Raw genomic sequence first — 18,674 nt, forward strand, 5'->3', positions numbered from 1 at the left:
TCTCTCCTGATGTGTCCGTTTAATACATTGGCGTTAATTGTAAAGGGGGTTCTTGCAGCACTTTTGCCTGCTCAAGAAATGTCGCAGTCTGCCGTTGCCAGTAATCATCCCCGGTTAACCACGGGAAATTTTTAGGAAACGCAGGATCAGCCCAGCGACGCATCAGCCAGGCAAGATAATAAACCAAACGCATCGCGCGTAAAGGCTCAATAAGTTCTATTTCAGCAATATCAAACTCGCTAACTTCTTCATAAGCCTCGATAATCGTTTCAAGCTGCATCCGCTGCTCGGCTTTATCGCCATTCAGCAGCATCCACAGATCCTGAACGGCAGGGCCATTGCGGGCATCATCTAAATCAACAAACAGAGGGCCATCACGCCAGAGGATATTTCCGGCATGACAATCCCCGTGTAAACGCAGCGTCTCAAAACGGGTATGCCAACGTTCGGTAACGGCGGCAATAAGAGTGTCCGTCGCGTTCAGGAAAGCCGCTTTTTGCCCTGCGGGAATCAGTGATGCGCCTTCGAAAAGTTTGCGAGGTTCAATGAGATACTCTTCCAGGCCCATTGTCGGCCGGAAGGCAAAAGGGTGTTTACGCCCGGTCTGATGCAGGCGACCCAGATAGCGCCCTACCGCCTCCATCTGATCGATATTATCCGCTTCGAACTGTCGCCCGCCGACGCTTGGGAAAATCGCGTAGTGGAATCCCTGGTGGTTCAGTAGTGTCTGGCCATTGAGGACAAGCGGCGCCGCAACCGGCACCTCATCTTTTACCAGTTCCAGTGCAAACTGATGCTCTTCCCGTATTTGATCGGCAGACCAACGCTCAGGGCGATAAAACTTAACGACAAAGCGTCGACGGTCTTCGTCCTGAAACTGATAGACGCGGTTTTCATAGCTATTGAGCGGGGTAAGACCGGAATCCACCCGGATTCCCTGTTCAAACAGCGCATCCATGATGGTATCCGGGTGTAATGTCTGGAAAGTAAAAGCGTTATCGTTCATCCCATCATCCGGAAAATACTACGAATGATTCAGGATATCATTTTGTGGCGATTTCGGTGGCGCCGCTTACAAGGTTTTACTCTTTAATCACGCCGCGTGCGCGTAATAGCGCCGTTTTGAAATCTTCTTCATAATCTTTCTGAATACCAGGAATCACCGCATCTTTTGCGGAGTCACGCATTTTCAGGTGATAGATCAGAATGTCGTCGGTTAAATCCGCCAGTTCGCCGTCAAAACCTGACTCTTTCGCCAGTTTCTGTAAAAATTGCAGCAGATTAAGATCGGGCTCTTTCTGCCAGGCTGGTTGCAGGAGTTCAATGACTTCATTCAGGCGTTTACATTTCATGGCTGTGCTCCTTAATTTGATGTAGATACGTTAGCAGGGTCAATCCCACAATAAAAGAGGCGATATCAGTGAATCTGGAGAGTGCAATAACGGGGGTTGTGCTGGCAGGCGGTAAGGCCAGGAGAATGGGGGGGGCAGATAAGGGTCTGCTTGAGCTGGATGGCAAACCACTCTGGAAGCATGTTGCTGATACGCTGGCGTCTCAGCTTGAAACCGTCGTGATTAACGCGAATCGCCATCAGGAGATTTATCAACAAAGCGGTCTGAAAGTGATCCCCGATTCACTGGCCGATTTTCCGGGGCCTCTGGCGGGTATGTTGTCTGTTTTACAGCAAGAGAAGGGAGACTGGTTTCTGTTTTGCCCTTGTGACACGCCTTACATTCCCCGCAATCTGGTTGCGCGTTTAAAAGCTCAGCGTAATAGCGCGCCTGTCGTATGGGTTCACGACGGCGAGCGGGACCACCCGACAATTGCACTGGTTAATCGATCCGTAGCACCTTTCTTACAGGAGTATCTCCGGTCAGGTGAACGGCGGGTCATGGTCTTTATGCGCCAGGCCGGTGGTCATGCTGTTGATTTCAGTGATTTTAAGCAGGCATTTGTGAATGTGAATACGCCGGAAGAACTCGCCAGATGGCAGGAGAAATCATGATCCCACTACTCGGCATAGCCGCATGGAGCGGCACCGGTAAGACTACGCTGCTCAAGAAATTGATTCCAGCGTTATGCGCCAGAGGGGTTCGCCCAGGATTAATTAAGCATACCCATCACAATATGGACGTAGATAAGCCCGGCAAAGACAGTTACGAGTTACGCAAGGCAGGCGCAGCACAAACGCTTGTCGCCAGTCGGCAACGTTGGGCGCTGATGACAGAAACACCGGAAGAACCTGAGCTGGATTTAACGTATCTGGTGAGTCGAATGGATGTTTCTAAGCTGGATATAGTGCTTGTTGAAGGTTTTAAACACGAAGCGGTGGCGAAGATCTTATTATTCCGACAGGGGTGTGGGCATGAAGTGGATGAGCTGACCATTGATGAACATGTGATCGCCGTCGCCAGCGACATTCCGCTTTCCCTGGATGTCCCGCTATTAGATATCAATGATATACCACAGATCGCTACATTTGTTTTGCGTTGGCTGGGACGATAGTACGCGGGCGGCACAGGTTTTTTGCAGGCAGGATAAGCGCAGCGTCATCCGGCTGCACCCGGGTGCATGAACGCAAAAAGGCCATCCCTCAGGATGGCCTCTTCACTTAATTAATGCCTGGCAGTTCCCTACTCTCGCATGGGGAGACCCCACACTACCATCGGCGCTACGGCGTTTCACTTCTGAGTTCGGCATGGGGTCAGGTGGGACCACCGCGCTACGGCCGCCAGGCAAATTCTGTTCGTCTAATGCCTCTCGCATTAAACACTAATCTGTAATCAGGCTGAAAATCGTCTCTCAAATCGCCAAAACATCTTCGGCGTTGTAAGGTTAAGCCTCACGGTTCATTAGTACCGGTTAGCTCAACGCATCGCTGCGCTTACACACCCGGCCTATCAACGTCGTCGTCTTCAACGTTCCTTCAGGACTCTCAAGGAGTCAGGGAGAACTCATCTCGGGGCAAGTTTCGTGCTTAGATGCTTTCAGCACTTATCTCTTCCGCATTTAGCTACCGGGCAGTGCCATTGGCATGACAACCCGAACACCAGTGATGCGTCCACTCCGGTCCTCTCGTACTAGGAGCAGCCCCCCTCAGTTCTCCAGCGCCCACGGCAGATAGGGACCGAACTGTCTCACGACGTTCTAAACCCAGCTCGCGTACCACTTTAAATGGCGAACAGCCATACCCTTGGGACCTACTTCAGCCCCAGGATGTGATGAGCCGACATCGAGGTGCCAAACACCGCCGTCGATATGAACTCTTGGGCGGTATCAGCCTGTTATCCCCGGAGTACCTTTTATCCGTTGAGCGATGGCCCTTCCATTCAGAACCACCGGATCACTATGACCTGCTTTCGCACCTGCTCGCGCCGTCACGCTCGCAGTCAAGCCAGCTTATGCCATTGCACTAACCTCCTGATGTCCGACCAGGATTAGCTGACCTTCGTGCTCCTCCGTTACTCTTTAGGAGGAGACCGCCCCAGTCAAACTACCCACCAGACACTGTCCGCAACCCGGATTACGGGCCCACGTTAGAACACCAGCCATTAAAGGGTGGTATTTCAAGGGCGGCTCCATGCAGACTGGCGTCCGCACTTCAAAGCCTCCCACCTATCCTACACATCAAGGACCAGTGTTCAGTGTCAAGCTATAGTAAAGGTTCACGGGGTCTTTCCGTCTTGCCGCGGGTACACTGCATCTTCACAGCGAGTTCAATTTCACTGAGTCTCGGGTGGAGACAGCCTGGCCATCATTACGCCATTCGTGCAGGTCGGAACTTACCCGACAAGGAATTTCGCTACCTTAGGACCGTTATAGTTACGGCCGCCGTTTACCGGGGCTTCGATCAAGAGCTTCTCCCGAGGGATAACCCCATCAATTAACCTTCCGGCACCGGGCAGGCGTCACACCGTATACGTCCACTTTCGTGTTTGCACAGTGCTGTGTTTTTAATAAACAGTTGCAGCCAGCTGGTATCTTCGACTGATTTCAGCTCCATGGGTAAACCACTTCACCTACATATCAGCGTGCCTTCTCCCGAAGTTACGGCACCATTTTGCCTAGTTCCTTCACCCGAGTTCTCTCAAGCGCCTTGGTATTCTCTACCTGACCACCTGTGTCGGTTTGGGGTACGATTTCGTGTTACCTGATGCTTAGAGGCTTTTCCTGGAAGCAGGGCATTTGTCACTTCAGCACCGTAGTGCCTCGTCATCACGCCTCAGTGTTAAAGTGCACCGGATTTGCCTGGAGCACACACCTACACGCTTAAACCGGGACAACCGTCGCCCGGCCGACATAGCCTTCTCCGTCCCCCCTTCGCAGTAACACCAAGTACAGGAATATTAACCTGTTTCCCATCGACTACGCCTTTCGGCCTCGCCTTAGGGGTCGACTCACCCTGCCCCGATTAACGTTGGACAGGAACCCTTGGTCTTCCGGCGAGCGGGCTTTTCACCCGCTTTATCGTTACTTATGTCAGCATTCGCACTTCTGATACCTCCAGCATGCCTCACAGCACACCTTCAACGGCTTACAGAACGCTCCCCTACCCAACAACGCATAAGCGTCGCTGCCGCAGCTTCGGTGCATGGTTTAGCCCCGTTACATCTTCCGCGCAGGCCGACTCGACCAGTGAGCTATTACGCTTTCTTTAAATGATGGCTGCTTCTAAGCCAACATCCTGGCTGTCTGGGCCTTCCCACATCGTTTCCCACTTAACCATGACTTTGGGACCTTAGCTGGCGGTCTGGGTTGTTTCCCTCTTCACGACGGACGTTAGCACCCGCCGTGTGTCTCCCGTGATAACATTCTCCGGTATTCGCAGTTTGCATCGGGTTGGTAAGCCGGGATGGCCCCCTAGCCGAAACAGTGCTCTACCCCCGGAGATGAATTCACGAGGCGCTACCTAAATAGCTTTCGGGGAGAACCAGCTATCTCCCGGTTTGATTGGCCTTTCACCCCCAGCCACAGGTCATCCGCTAATTTTTCAACATTAGTCGGTTCGGTCCTCCAGTTAGTGTTACCCAACCTTCAACCTGCCCATGGCTAGATCACCGGGTTTCGGGTCTATACCCTGCAACTTAACGCCCAGTTAAGACTCGGTTTCCCTTCGGCTCCCCTATACGGTTAACCTTGCTACAGAATATAAGTCGCTGACCCATTATACAAAAGGTACGCAGTCACCCCATAAAGAGGCTCCCACTGCTTGTACGTACACGGTTTCAGGTTCTTTTTCACTCCCCTCGCCGGGGTTCTTTTCGCCTTTCCCTCACGGTACTGGTTCACTATCGGTCAGTCAGGAGTATTTAGCCTTGGAGGATGGTCCCCCCATATTCAGACAGGATACCACGTGTCCCGCCCTACTCATCGAGCTCACAGCCTGTGCGTTTTCGTGTACGGGACTATCACCCTGTACCGTGCGACTTTCCAGACGCTTCCACTAACACACAAGCTGATTCAGGCTCTGGGCTCCTCCCCGTTCGCTCGCCGCTACTGGGGGAATCTCGGTTGATTTCTTTTCCTCGGGGTACTTAGATGTTTCAGTTCCCCCGGTTCGCCTCGTTAGCCTATGTATTCAGCTAACGATAGTGTGACGAATCACACTGGGTTTCCCCATTCGGACATCGCCGGGTCAAGGGTTCATATCACCTCGCCGGCGCTTTTCGCAGATTAGCACGTCCTTCATCGCCTCTGACTGCCAGGGCATCCACCGTGTACGCTTGGTCGCTTAACCTCACAACCCGAAGATGTTTCGTGAAACACTTCGTGTTGCGAAAATTTGAGAGACTCATACACACTTTACGTGTGTCGTTTCAATTTTCAGCTTGATCCAGATTTTTAAAGAGCAAATATCTCAAACATGACTCGCAAGTCAGTTTTGAGATACGGGGGCCGGCGACTTTCACTCACACAAACCAGCAAGTGGCGTCCCCTAGGGGATTCGAACCCCTGTTACCGCCGTGAAAGGGCGGTGTCCTGGGCCTCTAGACGAAGGGGACACTGAAGTCTCAATCGCAAGACGCCTTGCTTCTTTCTTTTCATCAGACAATCTGTGTGGGCACTGCAAAGGCAGGTTCTTTAAGGTAAGGAGGTGATCCAACCGCAGGTTCCCCTACGGTTACCTTGTTACGACTTCACCCCAGTCATGAATCACAAAGTGGTAAGCGCCCTCCCGAAGGTTAAGCTACCTACTTCTTTTGCAACCCACTCCCATGGTGTGACGGGCGGTGTGTACAAGGCCCGGGAACGTATTCACCGTGGCATTCTGATCCACGATTACTAGCGATTCCGACTTCATGGAGTCGAGTTGCAGACTCCAATCCGGACTACGACATACTTTATGAGGTCCGCTTGCTCTCGCGAGGTCGCTTCTCTTTGTATATGCCATTGTAGCACGTGTGTAGCCCTGGTCGTAAGGGCCATGATGACTTGACGTCATCCCCACCTTCCTCCAGTTTATCACTGGCAGTCTCCTTTGAGTTCCCGGCCTAACCGCTGGCAACAAAGGATAAGGGTTGCGCTCGTTGCGGGACTTAACCCAACATTTCACAACACGAGCTGACGACAGCCATGCAGCACCTGTCTCACAGTTCCCGAAGGCACCAAGGCATCTCTGCCAAGTTCTGTGGATGTCAAGACCAGGTAAGGTTCTTCGCGTTGCATCGAATTAAACCACATGCTCCACCGCTTGTGCGGGCCCCCGTCAATTCATTTGAGTTTTAACCTTGCGGCCGTACTCCCCAGGCGGTCGACTTAACGCGTTAGCTCCGGAAGCCACGCCTCAAGGGCACAACCTCCAAGTCGACATCGTTTACGGCGTGGACTACCAGGGTATCTAATCCTGTTTGCTCCCCACGCTTTCGCACCTGAGCGTCAGTCTTCGTCCAGGGGGCCGCCTTCGCCACCGGTATTCCTCCAGATCTCTACGCATTTCACCGCTACACCTGGAATTCTACCCCCCTCTACGAGACTCAAGCCTGCCAGTATCAGATGCAGTTCCCAGGTTGAGCCCGGGGATTTCACATCTGACTTAACAGACCGCCTGCGTGCGCTTTACGCCCAGTAATTCCGATTAACGCTTGCACCCTCCGTATTACCGCGGCTGCTGGCACGGAGTTAGCCGGTGCTTCTTCTGCGGGTAACGTCAATTGCTGCGGTTATTAACCACAACACCTTCCTCCCCGCTGAAAGTACTTTACAACCCGAAGGCCTTCTTCATACACGCGGCATGGCTGCATCAGGCTTGCGCCCATTGTGCAATATTCCCCACTGCTGCCTCCCGTAGGAGTCTGGACCGTGTCTCAGTTCCAGTGTGGCTGGTCATCCTCTCAGACCAGCTAGGGATCGTCGCCTTGGTGAGCCGTTACCCCACCAACAAGCTAATCCCATCTGGGCACATCTGATGGCAAGAGGCCCGAAGGTCCCCCTCTTTGGTCTTGCGACGTTATGCGGTATTAGCTACCGTTTCCAGTAGTTATCCCCCTCCATCAGGCAGTTTCCCAGACATTACTCACCCGTCCGCCACTCGTCAGCGAAGCAGCAAGCTGCTTCCTGTTACCGTTCGACTTGCATGTGTTAGGCCTGCCGCCAGCGTTCAATCTGAGCCATGATCAAACTCTTCAATTTAAGTTTGATGCTCGTGAATTAAACTTCGTAATGAATTACGTGTTCACTCAGAGACTTGGTATTCATTTTTCGTCTTGCGACGTCAAGAATCCATGTCACTTTGAGTGCCCACACAGATTGTCTGATAAATTGTTAAAGAGCAGTTGCAACGCGGCTTTCAGCTCACCGTTGCGAGGTGACGTATAATACGTTTTCCTCATTCAGAGTCAAGTGCTTATTTTCACTTTTCTCTGCCGGCGTTCATCGCTGAACCCCGCTGACCCGGCGGCCTGTGTGCCGTTGTTCCGTGTCAGTGGAGGCGCATTATAGGGAGTTATTCCGGCCTGACAAGGGGAAATTTAAAATTATTTTCCGACTGCGTGTTTTTTATTCTTTACGTTTATTTTGCCAACGATTTGTTGGTTAATTGGGCGATGTCGCGGGCAAAATTCGCCACTTGTTCCCAGTCGGTATAGACCACTTCTTTACTCGTATCCGTTTCACCGCCAGACATCTTCATAATGAGTTTAATCATCAGACGGTCATACCAGCGGTAACGAGGGTAACGAAGCGCGCCAGCAATAACGGCGCAAAGATCGGGTCGCCACTGCGAACTCATCAGAAACTTGCGCGCGTAGCTGTTGGTCTGCGGTGTGCGCTTTTCAGGTTTACGCGCGACAAGGTTAACGGAATAAAACGCACTCGGCATCGCGTTCAGGCGCGTAGCGTGCTTCTTCACAAACTCCTGGAAAGCGGCATGGTAATGACCATAACGAATAGAGGCGCCAATCACCACGCGATCGTAACTTTGCCAGTCCAGCTCTTCAGTACGATGGAGATTAATCACATCCGCCCAGATCCCCAGCTCCTTTAATTCCGAGGCCAGATAAGAAGCTATCTCGCGCGTTTGTCCGTCCCGGGTAGAAAAAAGAATCAATGTTTTCACGTGTTACTCCATTATTCACGCCAGAAGGTAGGGGTAAAAAGTACCAGCAAAGTAAAGACTTCAAGACGACCAAATAACATATTGGCGATCAGAATCCATTTCGCAACAGGGTTCATGCTGGCAAAGTTGTCCGCAACCACACCTAACCCTGGCCCCAGGTTGTTAAGGGTCGCCACAACGGAGGCAAACGCGGAAAAGTCATCCACGCCAGTCGCGATAATGGCCAGCATACTGACAATAAAGACTAAGGCATAAGCAGAAAAAAATCCCCATACCGCTTCGAGGATACGTTCCGGCAGCGCACGGTGCCCCAGTTTTATACTGTAAACCGCATTCGGATGGACCAGACGCTTCAGTTCACGGTTCCCCTGTTTGAACAGCAACAGGATGCGGATCACCTTCAGCCCGCCGCCCGTTGACCCCGCACAACCGCCGATAAACGCAGAGCATAACAGCAGCACCGGCAGAAAGAGCGGCCAGCGGGCGATGCTGTCAGTGGTAAACCCGGCGGTTGTCGCCATTGATACGACCTGAAAGAACGCCTGGTTGAGCGTGGTCAGCGCCGAGTTATAGATATCGTGGAACCACAGCACCAGCGTACAGATCACCACCAGCGTCAACTGAACGCCAATGAACATGCGAAATTCAGGGTCACGCCAGTAAACTTTCAGGCTGCGCCCGCTTAATAAAGAGAAGTGCAGACCGTAGTTACAGCCAGAGATCAGCAAGAAGATAGCCATGATGCTGTTAATGGTCGGGCTATCGAAATAACCGACGCTGGCATCGTGCGTAGAGAAACCGCCGATCGCGATAGTAGAAAAACTGTGCCCAATGGCGTCAAACGCGGGCATTCCGGCGAACCATAGCGCCAGCGCGCAGGCCACCGTCAGTAACACATAAATCAGCCATAGCGTCTTTGCCGTTTCCGCAATACGCGGGCGCATTTTATTGTCTTTCAGCGGCCCCGGCATTTCTGCGCGGTAGAGCTGCATCCCCCCAACGCCGAGGATAGGAAGAATCGCCACCGCCAGCACAATGATCCCCATCCCGCCAAACCATTGCAGCATCTGGCGGTAAAAGAGAATCGCGTGCGGTAAAGAGTCCAGCCCCACCAGCGTCGTCGCGCCCGTTGTCGTTAAGCCGGAGAATGATTCAAAAAAAGCATCGGTAATGGTGAGGTTCGGGCTTTCAGAGAAGATAAACGGCAACGCCCCCACGCTTCCCAGTACGGTCCAGAACAGCACCACAATGAGAAACCCTTCGCGGGATTTAAGCTCGCCTTTCTCCCGGCGGTTGGGCCACCACAGCAGAGAGCCGATCACCAGTGCGACAAAGAATGTCTGCGTGAATGCCCGCCCCGCCCCATCACGGTAGATCAACGCAACCAGTCCAGGGAGGATCATTGTTCCCGAAAATAAAATGACCAGCAGTCCAACGATTCGGGTAATGGCGCGAAAATGCATCTCTGCCGCTTCCTTTGTTCTTCAAAATGAGGTGGGATTATTCTTCAATCGCTAACAATTGCAATGAACCACGGCTAAAATCCGCCAGCCTTGCTGAAAATTCATCCACATTCGCATAAGGAAGCGCCACCCTGAGCCGAACGAATGCCTGATAATCGCTGGTAACGATTTGACCGGCAAACTGCCCTAATAATGCTTCTATTCCGGCCAGTTGGCCGTACTCACACTGCAAAGTATATTCGGTTAACGGCGTCTTGCGCTGCGTCGTTAACTGACGCAACGCCTGATTCACGCCGCCGCCGTAGGCTTTTACCAGCCCACCGGTGCCGAGCAGAATACCGCCATAGTAACGCACCACGACAGCGGTGATCTCGCCAACGCCGCTGCCCATTAGCTGGGCAAGCATCGGTTTGCCTGCCGTTCCCGCCGGTTCGCCATCATCAGAAAATCCCAGCTGTTGTGAATCATCCGGCGCGCCCGCCACCCATGCCACGCAATGATGACGCGCATCTGGATGCGCCGCTCTGACAGCATCAACAAAGGCTTTCGCCGCTTCAACGCCGTCCGTGTGGGCGAGCAGCGTAATGAAGCGGCTTTTTTTGATCTCTTCCTCGACAGTGACCGGCGCCGCAGGGATTAACCAGCTGTCCATCACGCCAGTTTCAAATCCCGCGTCATATTTTCAACACCGTTTTCGTGAATCACCACGTTGTCTTCAATACGAATGCCGCCGAACGGTTTCAGCGCTTCAATTTTCTGCCAGTTGAAGTGCTTGCTGAATTGCCCCTCGCGCCACGGCGCCAACAGCGATTCGATAAAGTAGATCCCCGGCTCAATGGTCAACACCATGCGCGGTTGCAGCACGCGGGTGCAGCGCAGATAAGGGTATTTCGACGGCGCGGCCAGATGCGTCCCGGTATCGTCCTGCATAAAGCCTGCAACATCATGAACCTGAAGACCCAGCTGATGACCAATACCGTGCGGCATAAACGGCCCGGTGAGATTGTTCTCGACCATCGCTTCTTCGCTGATATCGGTGACGATATGATGCTTACGCAGCAATTTCGCGATGCGTTGATGGAACTGAATGTGATAATCCACGTAGCTGACGCCCGCTTTCATGGTCGCAATCAGCGCCAGCTGTTCGTCATTCACATCTTTGATTAACTGAGCGTAATCGGTGTCATTGTTTGCCGCCCAGGTACGCGTCAGGTCTGCGGCATAACCGTTATATTCCGCCCCGGCATCCAGCAGGAAGCTGCGCATTTCAGACGGCGCGCGATGATCCAGTTTGGTGTAATGAAGAACCGAAGCGTGCTCGTTGAGCGCCACGATATTGCTATAAGGCACATCGGTGTCACGGTGGCCGGTCGCAGTCAGGTAAGCCAGGTTAATGTCGAACTCGCTCATACCGGAACGGAACGCTTCTTCTGCCGCGCGATGGCCGTTCACCGCCGTTTTCTGCGCTTCACGCATACAGGCCAGTTCGTAATCCGTTTTGTACGCACGGTAGTAATGCAGGTAATCGATCACCCCTTTCGGGTTGATGTTGCTGGCGGCGATATCCAGTTGCAGCGCACGCTCCGGCACCGGACCGATGTAACCGATATTACCGCGCGCGGCAGGGAGCTGGCTGCCAATACCGTCGGCTTTCGGCAGGGCAATCACCTCTACCTCTTCGGTCCAGAACGACGTGGGCAGCGGCTCAACGTTGTGCCAGTAATCCACCGGCAGGTAGAACCACAGTTTGGGTTTATTCACGCCATCGACCAGCAACCAGCAATTTGGAACCTGTGTGACCGGTACCCAGGCTTTAAACTGCGGGTTAACTTTAAACGGATAGGGATGGTCGTCGAGGAAGACGTTGATAAGCTCGCCGGAGTGAATAAGTAGCGCATCCAGCTTAAAACGCGCCAGTGCGTCACGCGTCCGTTCTTGTAAGGTAACGATATGATTTTTATAGAGTGCGGCCAGTGATTCCATTTTCTACCCTTCTGTTTTTTGACCTCGAGTCTCCGCATCTTAGCACATCGCTCCGGGAGAGCGTGATTTCTGCCGAGCGTGATCGCATCGGCATTTTTTTAATCTCTCATTTGCATTTTTTTAACACAAAATACACACTCGCTTCATCTGGTATGACCAGATCACCTTGCGGATTCAGGAGACTGACATGCTTTACAAAGGCGACACCCTGTACCTCGACTGGCTGGAAGATGGCATCGCCGAACTGGTGTTCGATGCCCCAGGATCGGTCAATAAACTCGACACTGCGACCGTCGCCAGCCTCGGCCAGGCGCTGGACGTGCTGGAAAAGCAAACAGATTTAAAAGGGCTGCTGCTGCGCTCTAACAAAGCAGCCTTTATTGTCGGTGCTGATATCACCGAATTCCTTTCGCTGTTCCTTGTTCCTGAAGAACAGTTAAGCCAGTGGCTGCACTTTGCCAATAGCGTCTTTAATCGCCTCGAAGATTTACCGGTGCCAACGCTTTCCGCCATCAACGGCTATGCGCTGGGCGGCGGCTGCGAGTGCGTACTGGCAACCGATTATCGTCTGGTGACGCCGGATCTGCGCATTGGCCTGCCGGAAACGAAGCTGGGCATCATGCCGGGCTTTGGCGGTTCTGTCCGTATGCCGCGTATGCTGGGCGCTGACAGCGCGCTGGAAATTATTGCTGCCGGGAAAGACATCGGCGCTGAGCAGGCGCTGAAAATCGGCCTGGTTGACGGTGTCGTGAAACCGGAAAAACTGCTTGATGGCGCAATAGCGGTATTACGTCAGGCGATTGACGGCTCACTGGACTGGAAAGCTAAACGCCAGCCGAAGCTGGAACCGTTGAAGCTCAGTAAAATTGAAGCGGCGATGAGCTTTACCATCGCCAAAGGCATGGTGGCGCAGACGGCCGGGAAGCATTACCCCGCCCCGATGACCGCCGTGAAAACGATCGAAGCCGCCGCACGCTTTGGCCGTGAAGAAGCGCTGAATCTGGAAAATAAAAGCTTTGTCCCGCTGGCGCATACCAATGAAGCCCGCGCGCTGGTCGGTATCTTCCTCAACGATCAGTTCGTGAAAGGTAAAGCGAAAAAGCTGACCAAAGACGTTGAAACACCGAAGCAGGCAGCCGTACTGGGCGCAGGTATTATGGGCGGCGGCATCGCTTACCAGTCAGCCTGGAAAGGCGTGCCGGTGATCATGAAAGATATCAACGACAAATCCCTGACGCTGGGCATGACCGAAGCGGCGAAACTGCTGAATAAGCAGCTGGAACGCGGCAGGATCGACGGCCTGAAACTGGCGGGCGTGATTTCAACGATTCACCCAACGCTGAACTACGCCGGTTTTGATCGCGTTGATGTAGTGGTCGAAGCGGTAGTGGAAAACCCGAAAGTGAAGAAAGCGGTACTGGCGGAGACCGAAGACAACGTCCGCCCGGATACCGTGCTGGCGTCAAATACGTCCACCATTCCAATTAGTGAACTGGCAAGCGCGCTGAAGCGCCCGGAAAACTTCTGCGGCATGCACTTCTTTAACCCGGTACACCGGATGCCGCTGGTTGAAATCATTCGCGGCGAGAAAAGCTCGGATGAAACCATCGCTAAAGTCGTCGCCTGGGCCAGCAAAATGGGCAAAACGCCGATTGTGGTCAACGACTGCCCCGGCTTCTTTGTTAACCGCGTACTGTTCCCGTATTTTGCCGGTTTCAGCCAGCTACTGCGCGACGGCGCCGATTTCCGCAAAGTCGACAAAGTGATGGAGAAACAGTTTGGCTGGCCGATGGGCCCGGCTTATCTGCTGGATGTGGTCGGGATTGATACCGCGCATCATGCGCAGGCAGTCATGGCGGCCGGTTTCCCACAGCGTATGCAGAAAGATTATCGTGATGCCATCGACGCGCTGTTTGACGCCAGCCGCTATGGTCAGAAAAACGGTCTCGGCTTCTGGCGCTATAAAGAAGACAGCAAAGGCAAGCCGAAGAAAGAAGAAGATGCGGCCGTAGACAGCCTGCTGGCAGAGGTCAGCCAGCCGAAGCGCGACTTCAGCGACGAAGAGATTATCGCCCGCATGATGATTCCGATGGTCAACGAAGTGGTGCGCTGTCTGGAAGAAGGCATCATCGCCAGTCCGGCAGAAGCGGATATGGCGCTGGTTTACGGTCTGGGCTTCCCTCCGTTCCACGGCGGCGCGTTCCGCTGGCTGGATACGCTCGGCAGCGCAAAATATCTCGATATGGCGCAGCAGTATCAGCACCTCGGCCCACTCTATGAAGTGCCGGAAGGTCTGCGTAACAAAGCGCGCCATAACGAACCATACTATCCCCCGGTTGAGCCAGCCCGCCCGGTTGGCGACCTGAAAACGGCTTAAGGAGTCACAATGGAACAGGTTGTCATTGTCGATGCAATTCGCACCCCGATGGGCCGTTCAAAGGGCGGCGCATTTCGTAACGTGCGGGCAGAAGATCTCTCCGCACACTTAATGCGCAGTCTGCTGGCGCGTAATCCCGCGCTGGAAGCAACCGCTATCGACGACATTTACTGGGGCTGCGTGCAACAAACGCTGGAGCAAGGTTTTAACATCGCCCGCAACGCCGCGCTACTGGCTGAAATCCCCCACTCCGTTCCGGCGGTCACCGTTAACCGTCTGTGTGGTTCCTCCATGCAGGCGCTGCACGATGCCGCACGGATGATCATGACCGGCGACGCGCAGGCGTGCCTGATTGGCGGCGTGGAGCATATGGGCCATGTACCAATGAGTCATGGCGTCGATTTCCATCCCGGCCTGAGCCGCAACGTAGCCAAAGCCGCCGGGATGATGGGGCTGACGGCAGAAATGCTTTCCCGTATGCACGGCATCAGCCGTGAAATGCAGGATGCGTTTGCCGCACGTTCACACGCCCGCGCCTGGGCAGCCACGCAGTCCGGCGCGTTTAAAAACGAGATCATTCCGACCGGCGGCCATGACGCCGACGGCGTGCTGAAGCAGTTTAACTACGACGAAGTCATCCGCCCGGAGACCACCGTCGAAGCGCTGTCGACTCTGCGCCCCGCGTTTGATCCGGTCAGCGGCACCGTGACCGCAGGCACCTCTTCCGCCCTCTCCGATGGCGCAGCCGCCATGCTGGTAATGAGCGAAAGCCGTGCGCGTGAACTGGGTCTGCAACCACGCGCTCGCATTCGTTCAATGGCGGTTGTCGGTTGCGATCCCTCAATTATGGGTTACGGCCCGGTTCCGGCGTCAAAACTGGCGCTGAAAAAAGCAGGGCTTGCCGCCAGCGATATCGATTTGTTTGAAATGAACGAAGCGTTCGCCGCGCAGATCCTGCCGTGTATAAAAGATCTGGGACTGATGGAGCAGATTGACGAGAAGATCAACCTCAACGGCGGCGCGATCGCACTGGGTCACCCGCTGGGTTGTTCCGGGGCGCGCATCAGCACCACGCTGTTGAATCTGATGGAGCGCAAAGACGCCCAGTTTGGCCTGGCGACGATGTGTATCGGATTAGGTCAGGGTATCGCGACAGTATTTGAGCGAGTTCAATCATAGAGCGTTATTTATTGCAGGCCGGGCAAGCGAAGCGCCCCCGGCGACCATGCCGGATGACGACGCTCAGGCGTCTTATCCGGCCTACAACGCAAATGCCACTCTATAACAATTTAGTTGCCGTTCTTCCCGCCTGTCAGGGGCGGGTTTTTTATTGCTTAGATAAAGGCAAACGCATCGCCAAACAGGCGATCTTCCCGCGCGTTACGCTCATTGCAGAACAGGTCACGAGCGATTTTCGCCATCTCAAAACGACCGGCAATGTAGATATCATGCCCCGCCAGCGTACCGTGATCCTGCAATACCGCAGTTAATACCGTACCCGTGCGGCCACGCCAGCCTTCTTCCGGTTGTTCAACCACCGGCTCAACGCGCAGATTCGGATGTTGAACCGAAAGCGCCTCCAGCTCAGCGAGATCGTAGAGATGCTTCTCTTCACGTCCGCCCCAGTAGATCGTCACGTCGCGATTCGGATTACGCGCAAGCGCCGTCAGCAAAATTGAACGGACATAGGAGAAACCCGTTCCCCCCGCAATCAGAATCAGCGGGCGTTCTTCATCATCACGCAGCCAGGCTTCGCCATGCGGAATATCGACGACAATTTCTCTGTCTTTCAGAATGCGATCCATCACCGCCATCGCATACAGATTAAGCTCCGAAGCGCCAATGTGCAGCTCAATGAATCCGTGCTCATCCGGCGTGGAGGCCATAGAGAACGGACGCTTATCCCTCTCATCCATTACGACCATCAGATACTGACCAGCGCGAAAGGAAAACGCCGCGTCTGGCACTAAACGAACGCGATATACGGTATCGGTGATAGCTTCTACCGAGGTCACTTTACAGCTTAAGGTTGTCATGCGCTCCCTCTGTCGGGTCTATAGGGCAAAACGATCGCGCCTCAGGCGCCTTTACCGTCGTTAAAGATGGCCAACTCATCCCAAATCGCGTCAATACGCGCAGTCACTTCAGGATCTTTCTTGATAGGACGCCCCCACTCACGTTGGGTTTCGCCCGGCCATTTGTTTGTGGCATCCAGTCCCATTTTTGAACCTAGCCCGGAGATCGGCGAGGCAAAATCCAGATAATCAATGGGGGTGTTCTCTACCAGCACCGTATCCCGCGCCGGGTCCATACGGGTGGTGATCGCCCAAATCACATCATTCCAGTCGCGTGCGTTGACGTCGTCATCGCAGACGATAACAAATTTGGTATACATAAACTGGCGTAAAAATGACCAAACGCCCATCATGACGCGTTTCGCATGACCCGCGTACTGCTTTTTCATCGTTACAACGGCCAGTCGATAAGAACACCCTTCCGGCGGAAGATAGAAATCAACAATTTCCGGGAACTGCTTTTGCAAAATCGGGACGAAGACTTCATTCAACGCCACACCGAGCACAGCAGGTTCATCAGGCGGTCGGCCGGTATAAGTCGAGTGATAAATGGCGTCTTCACGCTGCGTAATGTGCGTAACGGTGAAAACCGGGAAGTTATCCACTTCATTGTAATAACCGGTGTGGTCGCCATACGGCCCTTCCGCCGCCATTTCGCCCGGTTCAATATAACCTTCCAGGACGATTTCCGCACTTGCAGGTACTTCAAGATCGCTGGAGAGACATTTAACCACTTCCGTCTTTGTGCCACGCAGCAGCCCTGCAAACGCGTATTCCGACAGTGTATCCGGTACGGGAGTCACTGCGCCGAGAATAGTGGCCGGATCGGCGCCCAGCGCCACGGCAATCGGGAAACGCTCACCAGGATGCGCCGCGCACCACTCCTGGAAATCCAGCGCGCCGCCACGATGCGACAACCAACGCATGATCAACTTGTTTTTGCCGATCAGTTGCTGACGGTAGATCCCCAGATTTTGCCGCTCTTTGTGAGGGCCGCGCGTCACGGTCAGCCCCCAGGTAATAAGCGGCGCGGCATCTTCCGACCAGCAGGTCATGATGGGAATACGCTGTAAATCAACGTCGTCGCCAGAGAACACTTTCTGCTGGCACGGCGCGCCGCGTAGCCGTTTGGTCGGCATGTTCAGCACTTGCTTAAACTGCGGCAGCTTATCAAACAGGTCGCGGAACCCTTTCGGCGGCTCCGGCTCTTTCAGAAACGCCAGCAGCTTGCCGACTTCGCGCAACGCGGTGACATCTTCCTGGCCCATGCCCATTGCGACGCGTCTGGGCGTGCCAAACAGGTTGCACAGCACCGGCATCGCATAGCCTTTGGGATTTTCAAACAACAGAGCAGGCCCGCCCGCACGCAGCGTACGGTCAGCAATTTCAGTCATTTCCAGATGAGGATCTACCGCAAGCGTAATGCGTTTGAGTTCACCCTGCTGTTCCAGCAGCGTCAGGAAGTCGCGTAAGTCGTGATATTTCATGGCGTCAGTTGTGGCCTCTTTGTAAGCGCCTCATTATACGGCGTTCATCATCGTGATGCTGTATTTTTGTTAAATTAGCGTGAACTCTGACGGTACAGGGGAACCCGGGGGTTATCTACCCAATAAATTTCAGGTTGCGGCGAGGTAGCCAACAAAGAAGCAGCCTGAAATACAACGGGTATAATTAACTTAGCGCATGGCTTTTGTTATGCTTGCGCCCCGGACAAGCGGATAAGAGTTATTATGCAATCCTGGTATTTACTGTACTGCAAGCGCGGGCAACTTCAGCGTGCCCAGGAACACCTCGAAAGACAGGCGGTAAATTGCCTGACGCCGATGATCACGCTGGAAAAAATGGTGCGCGGCAAACGTACCGCCGTTAGCGAACCGCTCTTTCCTAACTATCTGTTTGTTGAATTCGACCCGGAAGTGATTCATACCACCACGATCAACGCCACGCGCGGCGTCAGCCACTTCGTGCGGTTTGGCGCGCACCCTGCCACCGTTCCGTCCAACGTGATTCATCAGCTTTCTGTCTACAAACCGGAAGGCATTGTTGATCCCGAAACGCCCTACCCGGGGGACAGCGTGATTATCACTGAAGGCGCATTTGAAGGTCTGAAGGCGATTTTTACCGAACCGGATGGCGAAGCGCGCTCCATGCTGCTGCTTAACCTGCTAAATAAAGAGGTGAAGCAGAGCGTGAAAAACACCGCGTTTCGTAAAGTTTAAGCG

General features: G+C 53.8%; 13 protein-coding genes, 1 tRNA gene and 3 rRNA genes. 5 read left to right on the forward strand and 12 right to left on the reverse strand.

Annotated features, from left to right (window positions below):
- Positions 1-19: 19 nt before the first annotated feature.
- Positions 20-1,006, reverse strand: coding sequence for a serine/threonine protein kinase (locus tag FD428_RS20995; RefSeq protein WP_114848721.1), 987 nt, complete (start codon positions 1,004-1,006; stop codon positions 20-22).
- 76 nt (positions 1,007-1,082) lie between these two features.
- Positions 1,083-1,352 carry a YihD family protein gene (locus tag FD428_RS21000; RefSeq protein WP_012133952.1) on the reverse strand — a complete coding sequence of 90 codons (270 nt, stop codon included), beginning with the start codon at positions 1,350-1,352 and terminating at the stop codon, positions 1,083-1,085.
- 68 nt (positions 1,353-1,420) lie between these two features.
- Here FD428_RS21000 and mobA point away from each other — a divergent pair, with 68 nt between their 5' ends.
- Positions 1,421-2,005 carry a molybdenum cofactor guanylyltransferase MobA gene (gene mobA / locus FD428_RS21005; protein ID WP_114848720.1) on the forward strand — a complete coding sequence of 195 codons (585 nt, stop codon included), beginning with the start codon at positions 1,421-1,423 and terminating at the stop codon, positions 2,003-2,005.
- The gene (mobB, locus tag FD428_RS21010) at positions 2,002-2,505 is read left to right on the forward strand and encodes a molybdopterin-guanine dinucleotide biosynthesis protein MobB (RefSeq protein ID WP_012133954.1); all 504 of its coding nucleotides are present in this window, start codon (positions 2,002-2,004) and stop codon (positions 2,503-2,505) included. Before mobA ends, mobB begins: the two co-directional genes overlap by 4 nt.
- A gap of 115 nt (positions 2,506-2,620) precedes the next feature.
- Here the strand turns inward: mobB and rrf are convergent.
- From rrf to pepQ, 8 genes are all read right to left on the reverse strand, one after another.
- Positions 2,621-2,736 (reverse strand): 5S ribosomal RNA (gene rrf, locus FD428_RS21015).
- Positions 2,737-2,831: 95 nt separating this feature from the next.
- Positions 2,832-5,737: ribosomal RNA gene (locus tag FD428_RS21020) — 23S ribosomal RNA — on the reverse strand.
- 189 nt (positions 5,738-5,926) lie between these two features.
- Positions 5,927-6,002: transfer RNA gene (locus FD428_RS21025), tRNA-Glu, on the reverse strand.
- An 85-nt stretch (positions 6,003-6,087) separates the two neighbouring features.
- Positions 6,088-7,629 (reverse strand): 16S ribosomal RNA (locus FD428_RS21030).
- The 16S, 23S and 5S rRNA genes sit together here with 1 tRNA gene alongside, the layout of an rRNA operon.
- A 379-nt stretch (positions 7,630-8,008) precedes the next feature.
- On the reverse strand, positions 8,009-8,554 hold the full coding sequence (gene hemG / locus FD428_RS21035) for a menaquinone-dependent protoporphyrinogen IX dehydrogenase (protein ID WP_047459942.1): 546 nt from the start codon (positions 8,552-8,554) through the stop codon (positions 8,009-8,011).
- A gap of 11 nt (positions 8,555-8,565) precedes the next feature.
- Positions 8,566-10,017 carry a Trk system potassium transporter TrkH gene (gene trkH, locus FD428_RS21040; protein ID WP_012131195.1) on the reverse strand — a complete coding sequence of 484 codons (1,452 nt, stop codon included), beginning with the start codon at positions 10,015-10,017 and terminating at the stop codon, positions 8,566-8,568.
- Between the two features lie 37 nt (positions 10,018-10,054).
- A complete protein-coding gene (locus FD428_RS21045) occupies positions 10,055-10,669 on the reverse strand; it encodes an IMPACT family protein (RefSeq protein WP_012131194.1) in 615 nt (204 codons plus the stop codon).
- The gene (pepQ, locus tag FD428_RS21050) at positions 10,669-12,000 is read right to left on the reverse strand and encodes a Xaa-Pro dipeptidase (RefSeq protein ID WP_049009825.1); all 1,332 of its coding nucleotides are present in this window, start codon (positions 11,998-12,000) and stop codon (positions 10,669-10,671) included. The genes FD428_RS21045 and pepQ overlap by 1 nt, the downstream gene beginning before the upstream one ends.
- Before the next feature lie 187 nt (positions 12,001-12,187).
- Here pepQ and fadB point away from each other — a divergent pair, with 187 nt between their 5' ends.
- Together fadB and fadA are read left to right on the forward strand one after the other, a co-directional pair.
- Complete coding sequence (gene fadB / locus FD428_RS21055; protein ID WP_071258148.1) at positions 12,188-14,377, forward strand: fatty acid oxidation complex subunit alpha FadB; 2,190 nt, start codon at positions 12,188-12,190, stop codon at positions 14,375-14,377.
- A gap of 9 nt (positions 14,378-14,386) precedes the next feature.
- Positions 14,387-15,556 (forward strand): acetyl-CoA C-acyltransferase FadA, encoded by a 1,170-nt coding sequence (fadA, locus tag FD428_RS21060; protein WP_071258147.1) that lies wholly within the window; start codon positions 14,387-14,389, stop codon positions 15,554-15,556.
- A 155-nt stretch (positions 15,557-15,711) separates the two neighbouring features.
- Here fadA and fre read toward each other — a convergent pair whose 3' ends face one another.
- Positions 15,712-16,413 (reverse strand): NAD(P)H-flavin reductase, encoded by a 702-nt coding sequence (gene fre / locus FD428_RS21065; protein WP_012131188.1) that lies wholly within the window; start codon positions 16,411-16,413, stop codon positions 15,712-15,714.
- A 41-nt stretch (positions 16,414-16,454) separates the two neighbouring features.
- On the reverse strand, positions 16,455-17,939 hold the full coding sequence (ubiD, locus tag FD428_RS21070; protein ID WP_114848750.1) for a 4-hydroxy-3-polyprenylbenzoate decarboxylase: 1,485 nt from the start codon (positions 17,937-17,939) through the stop codon (positions 16,455-16,457).
- A 243-nt stretch (positions 17,940-18,182) separates the two neighbouring features.
- On the opposite strand from ubiD, the gene rfaH reads away from it, so the two are divergent.
- Entirely contained in the window at positions 18,183-18,671 is a 489-nt protein-coding gene (gene rfaH, locus FD428_RS21075) for a transcription/translation regulatory transformer protein RfaH (protein ID WP_104867953.1), read from the forward strand.
- Positions 18,672-18,674 lie beyond the last annotated feature (3 nt).

This window comes from Citrobacter sp. TBCP-5362 (assembly GCF_005406305.1).
GTDB classification, from domain to species: domain Bacteria; phylum Pseudomonadota; class Gammaproteobacteria; order Enterobacterales; family Enterobacteriaceae; genus Citrobacter_B; species Citrobacter_B koseri.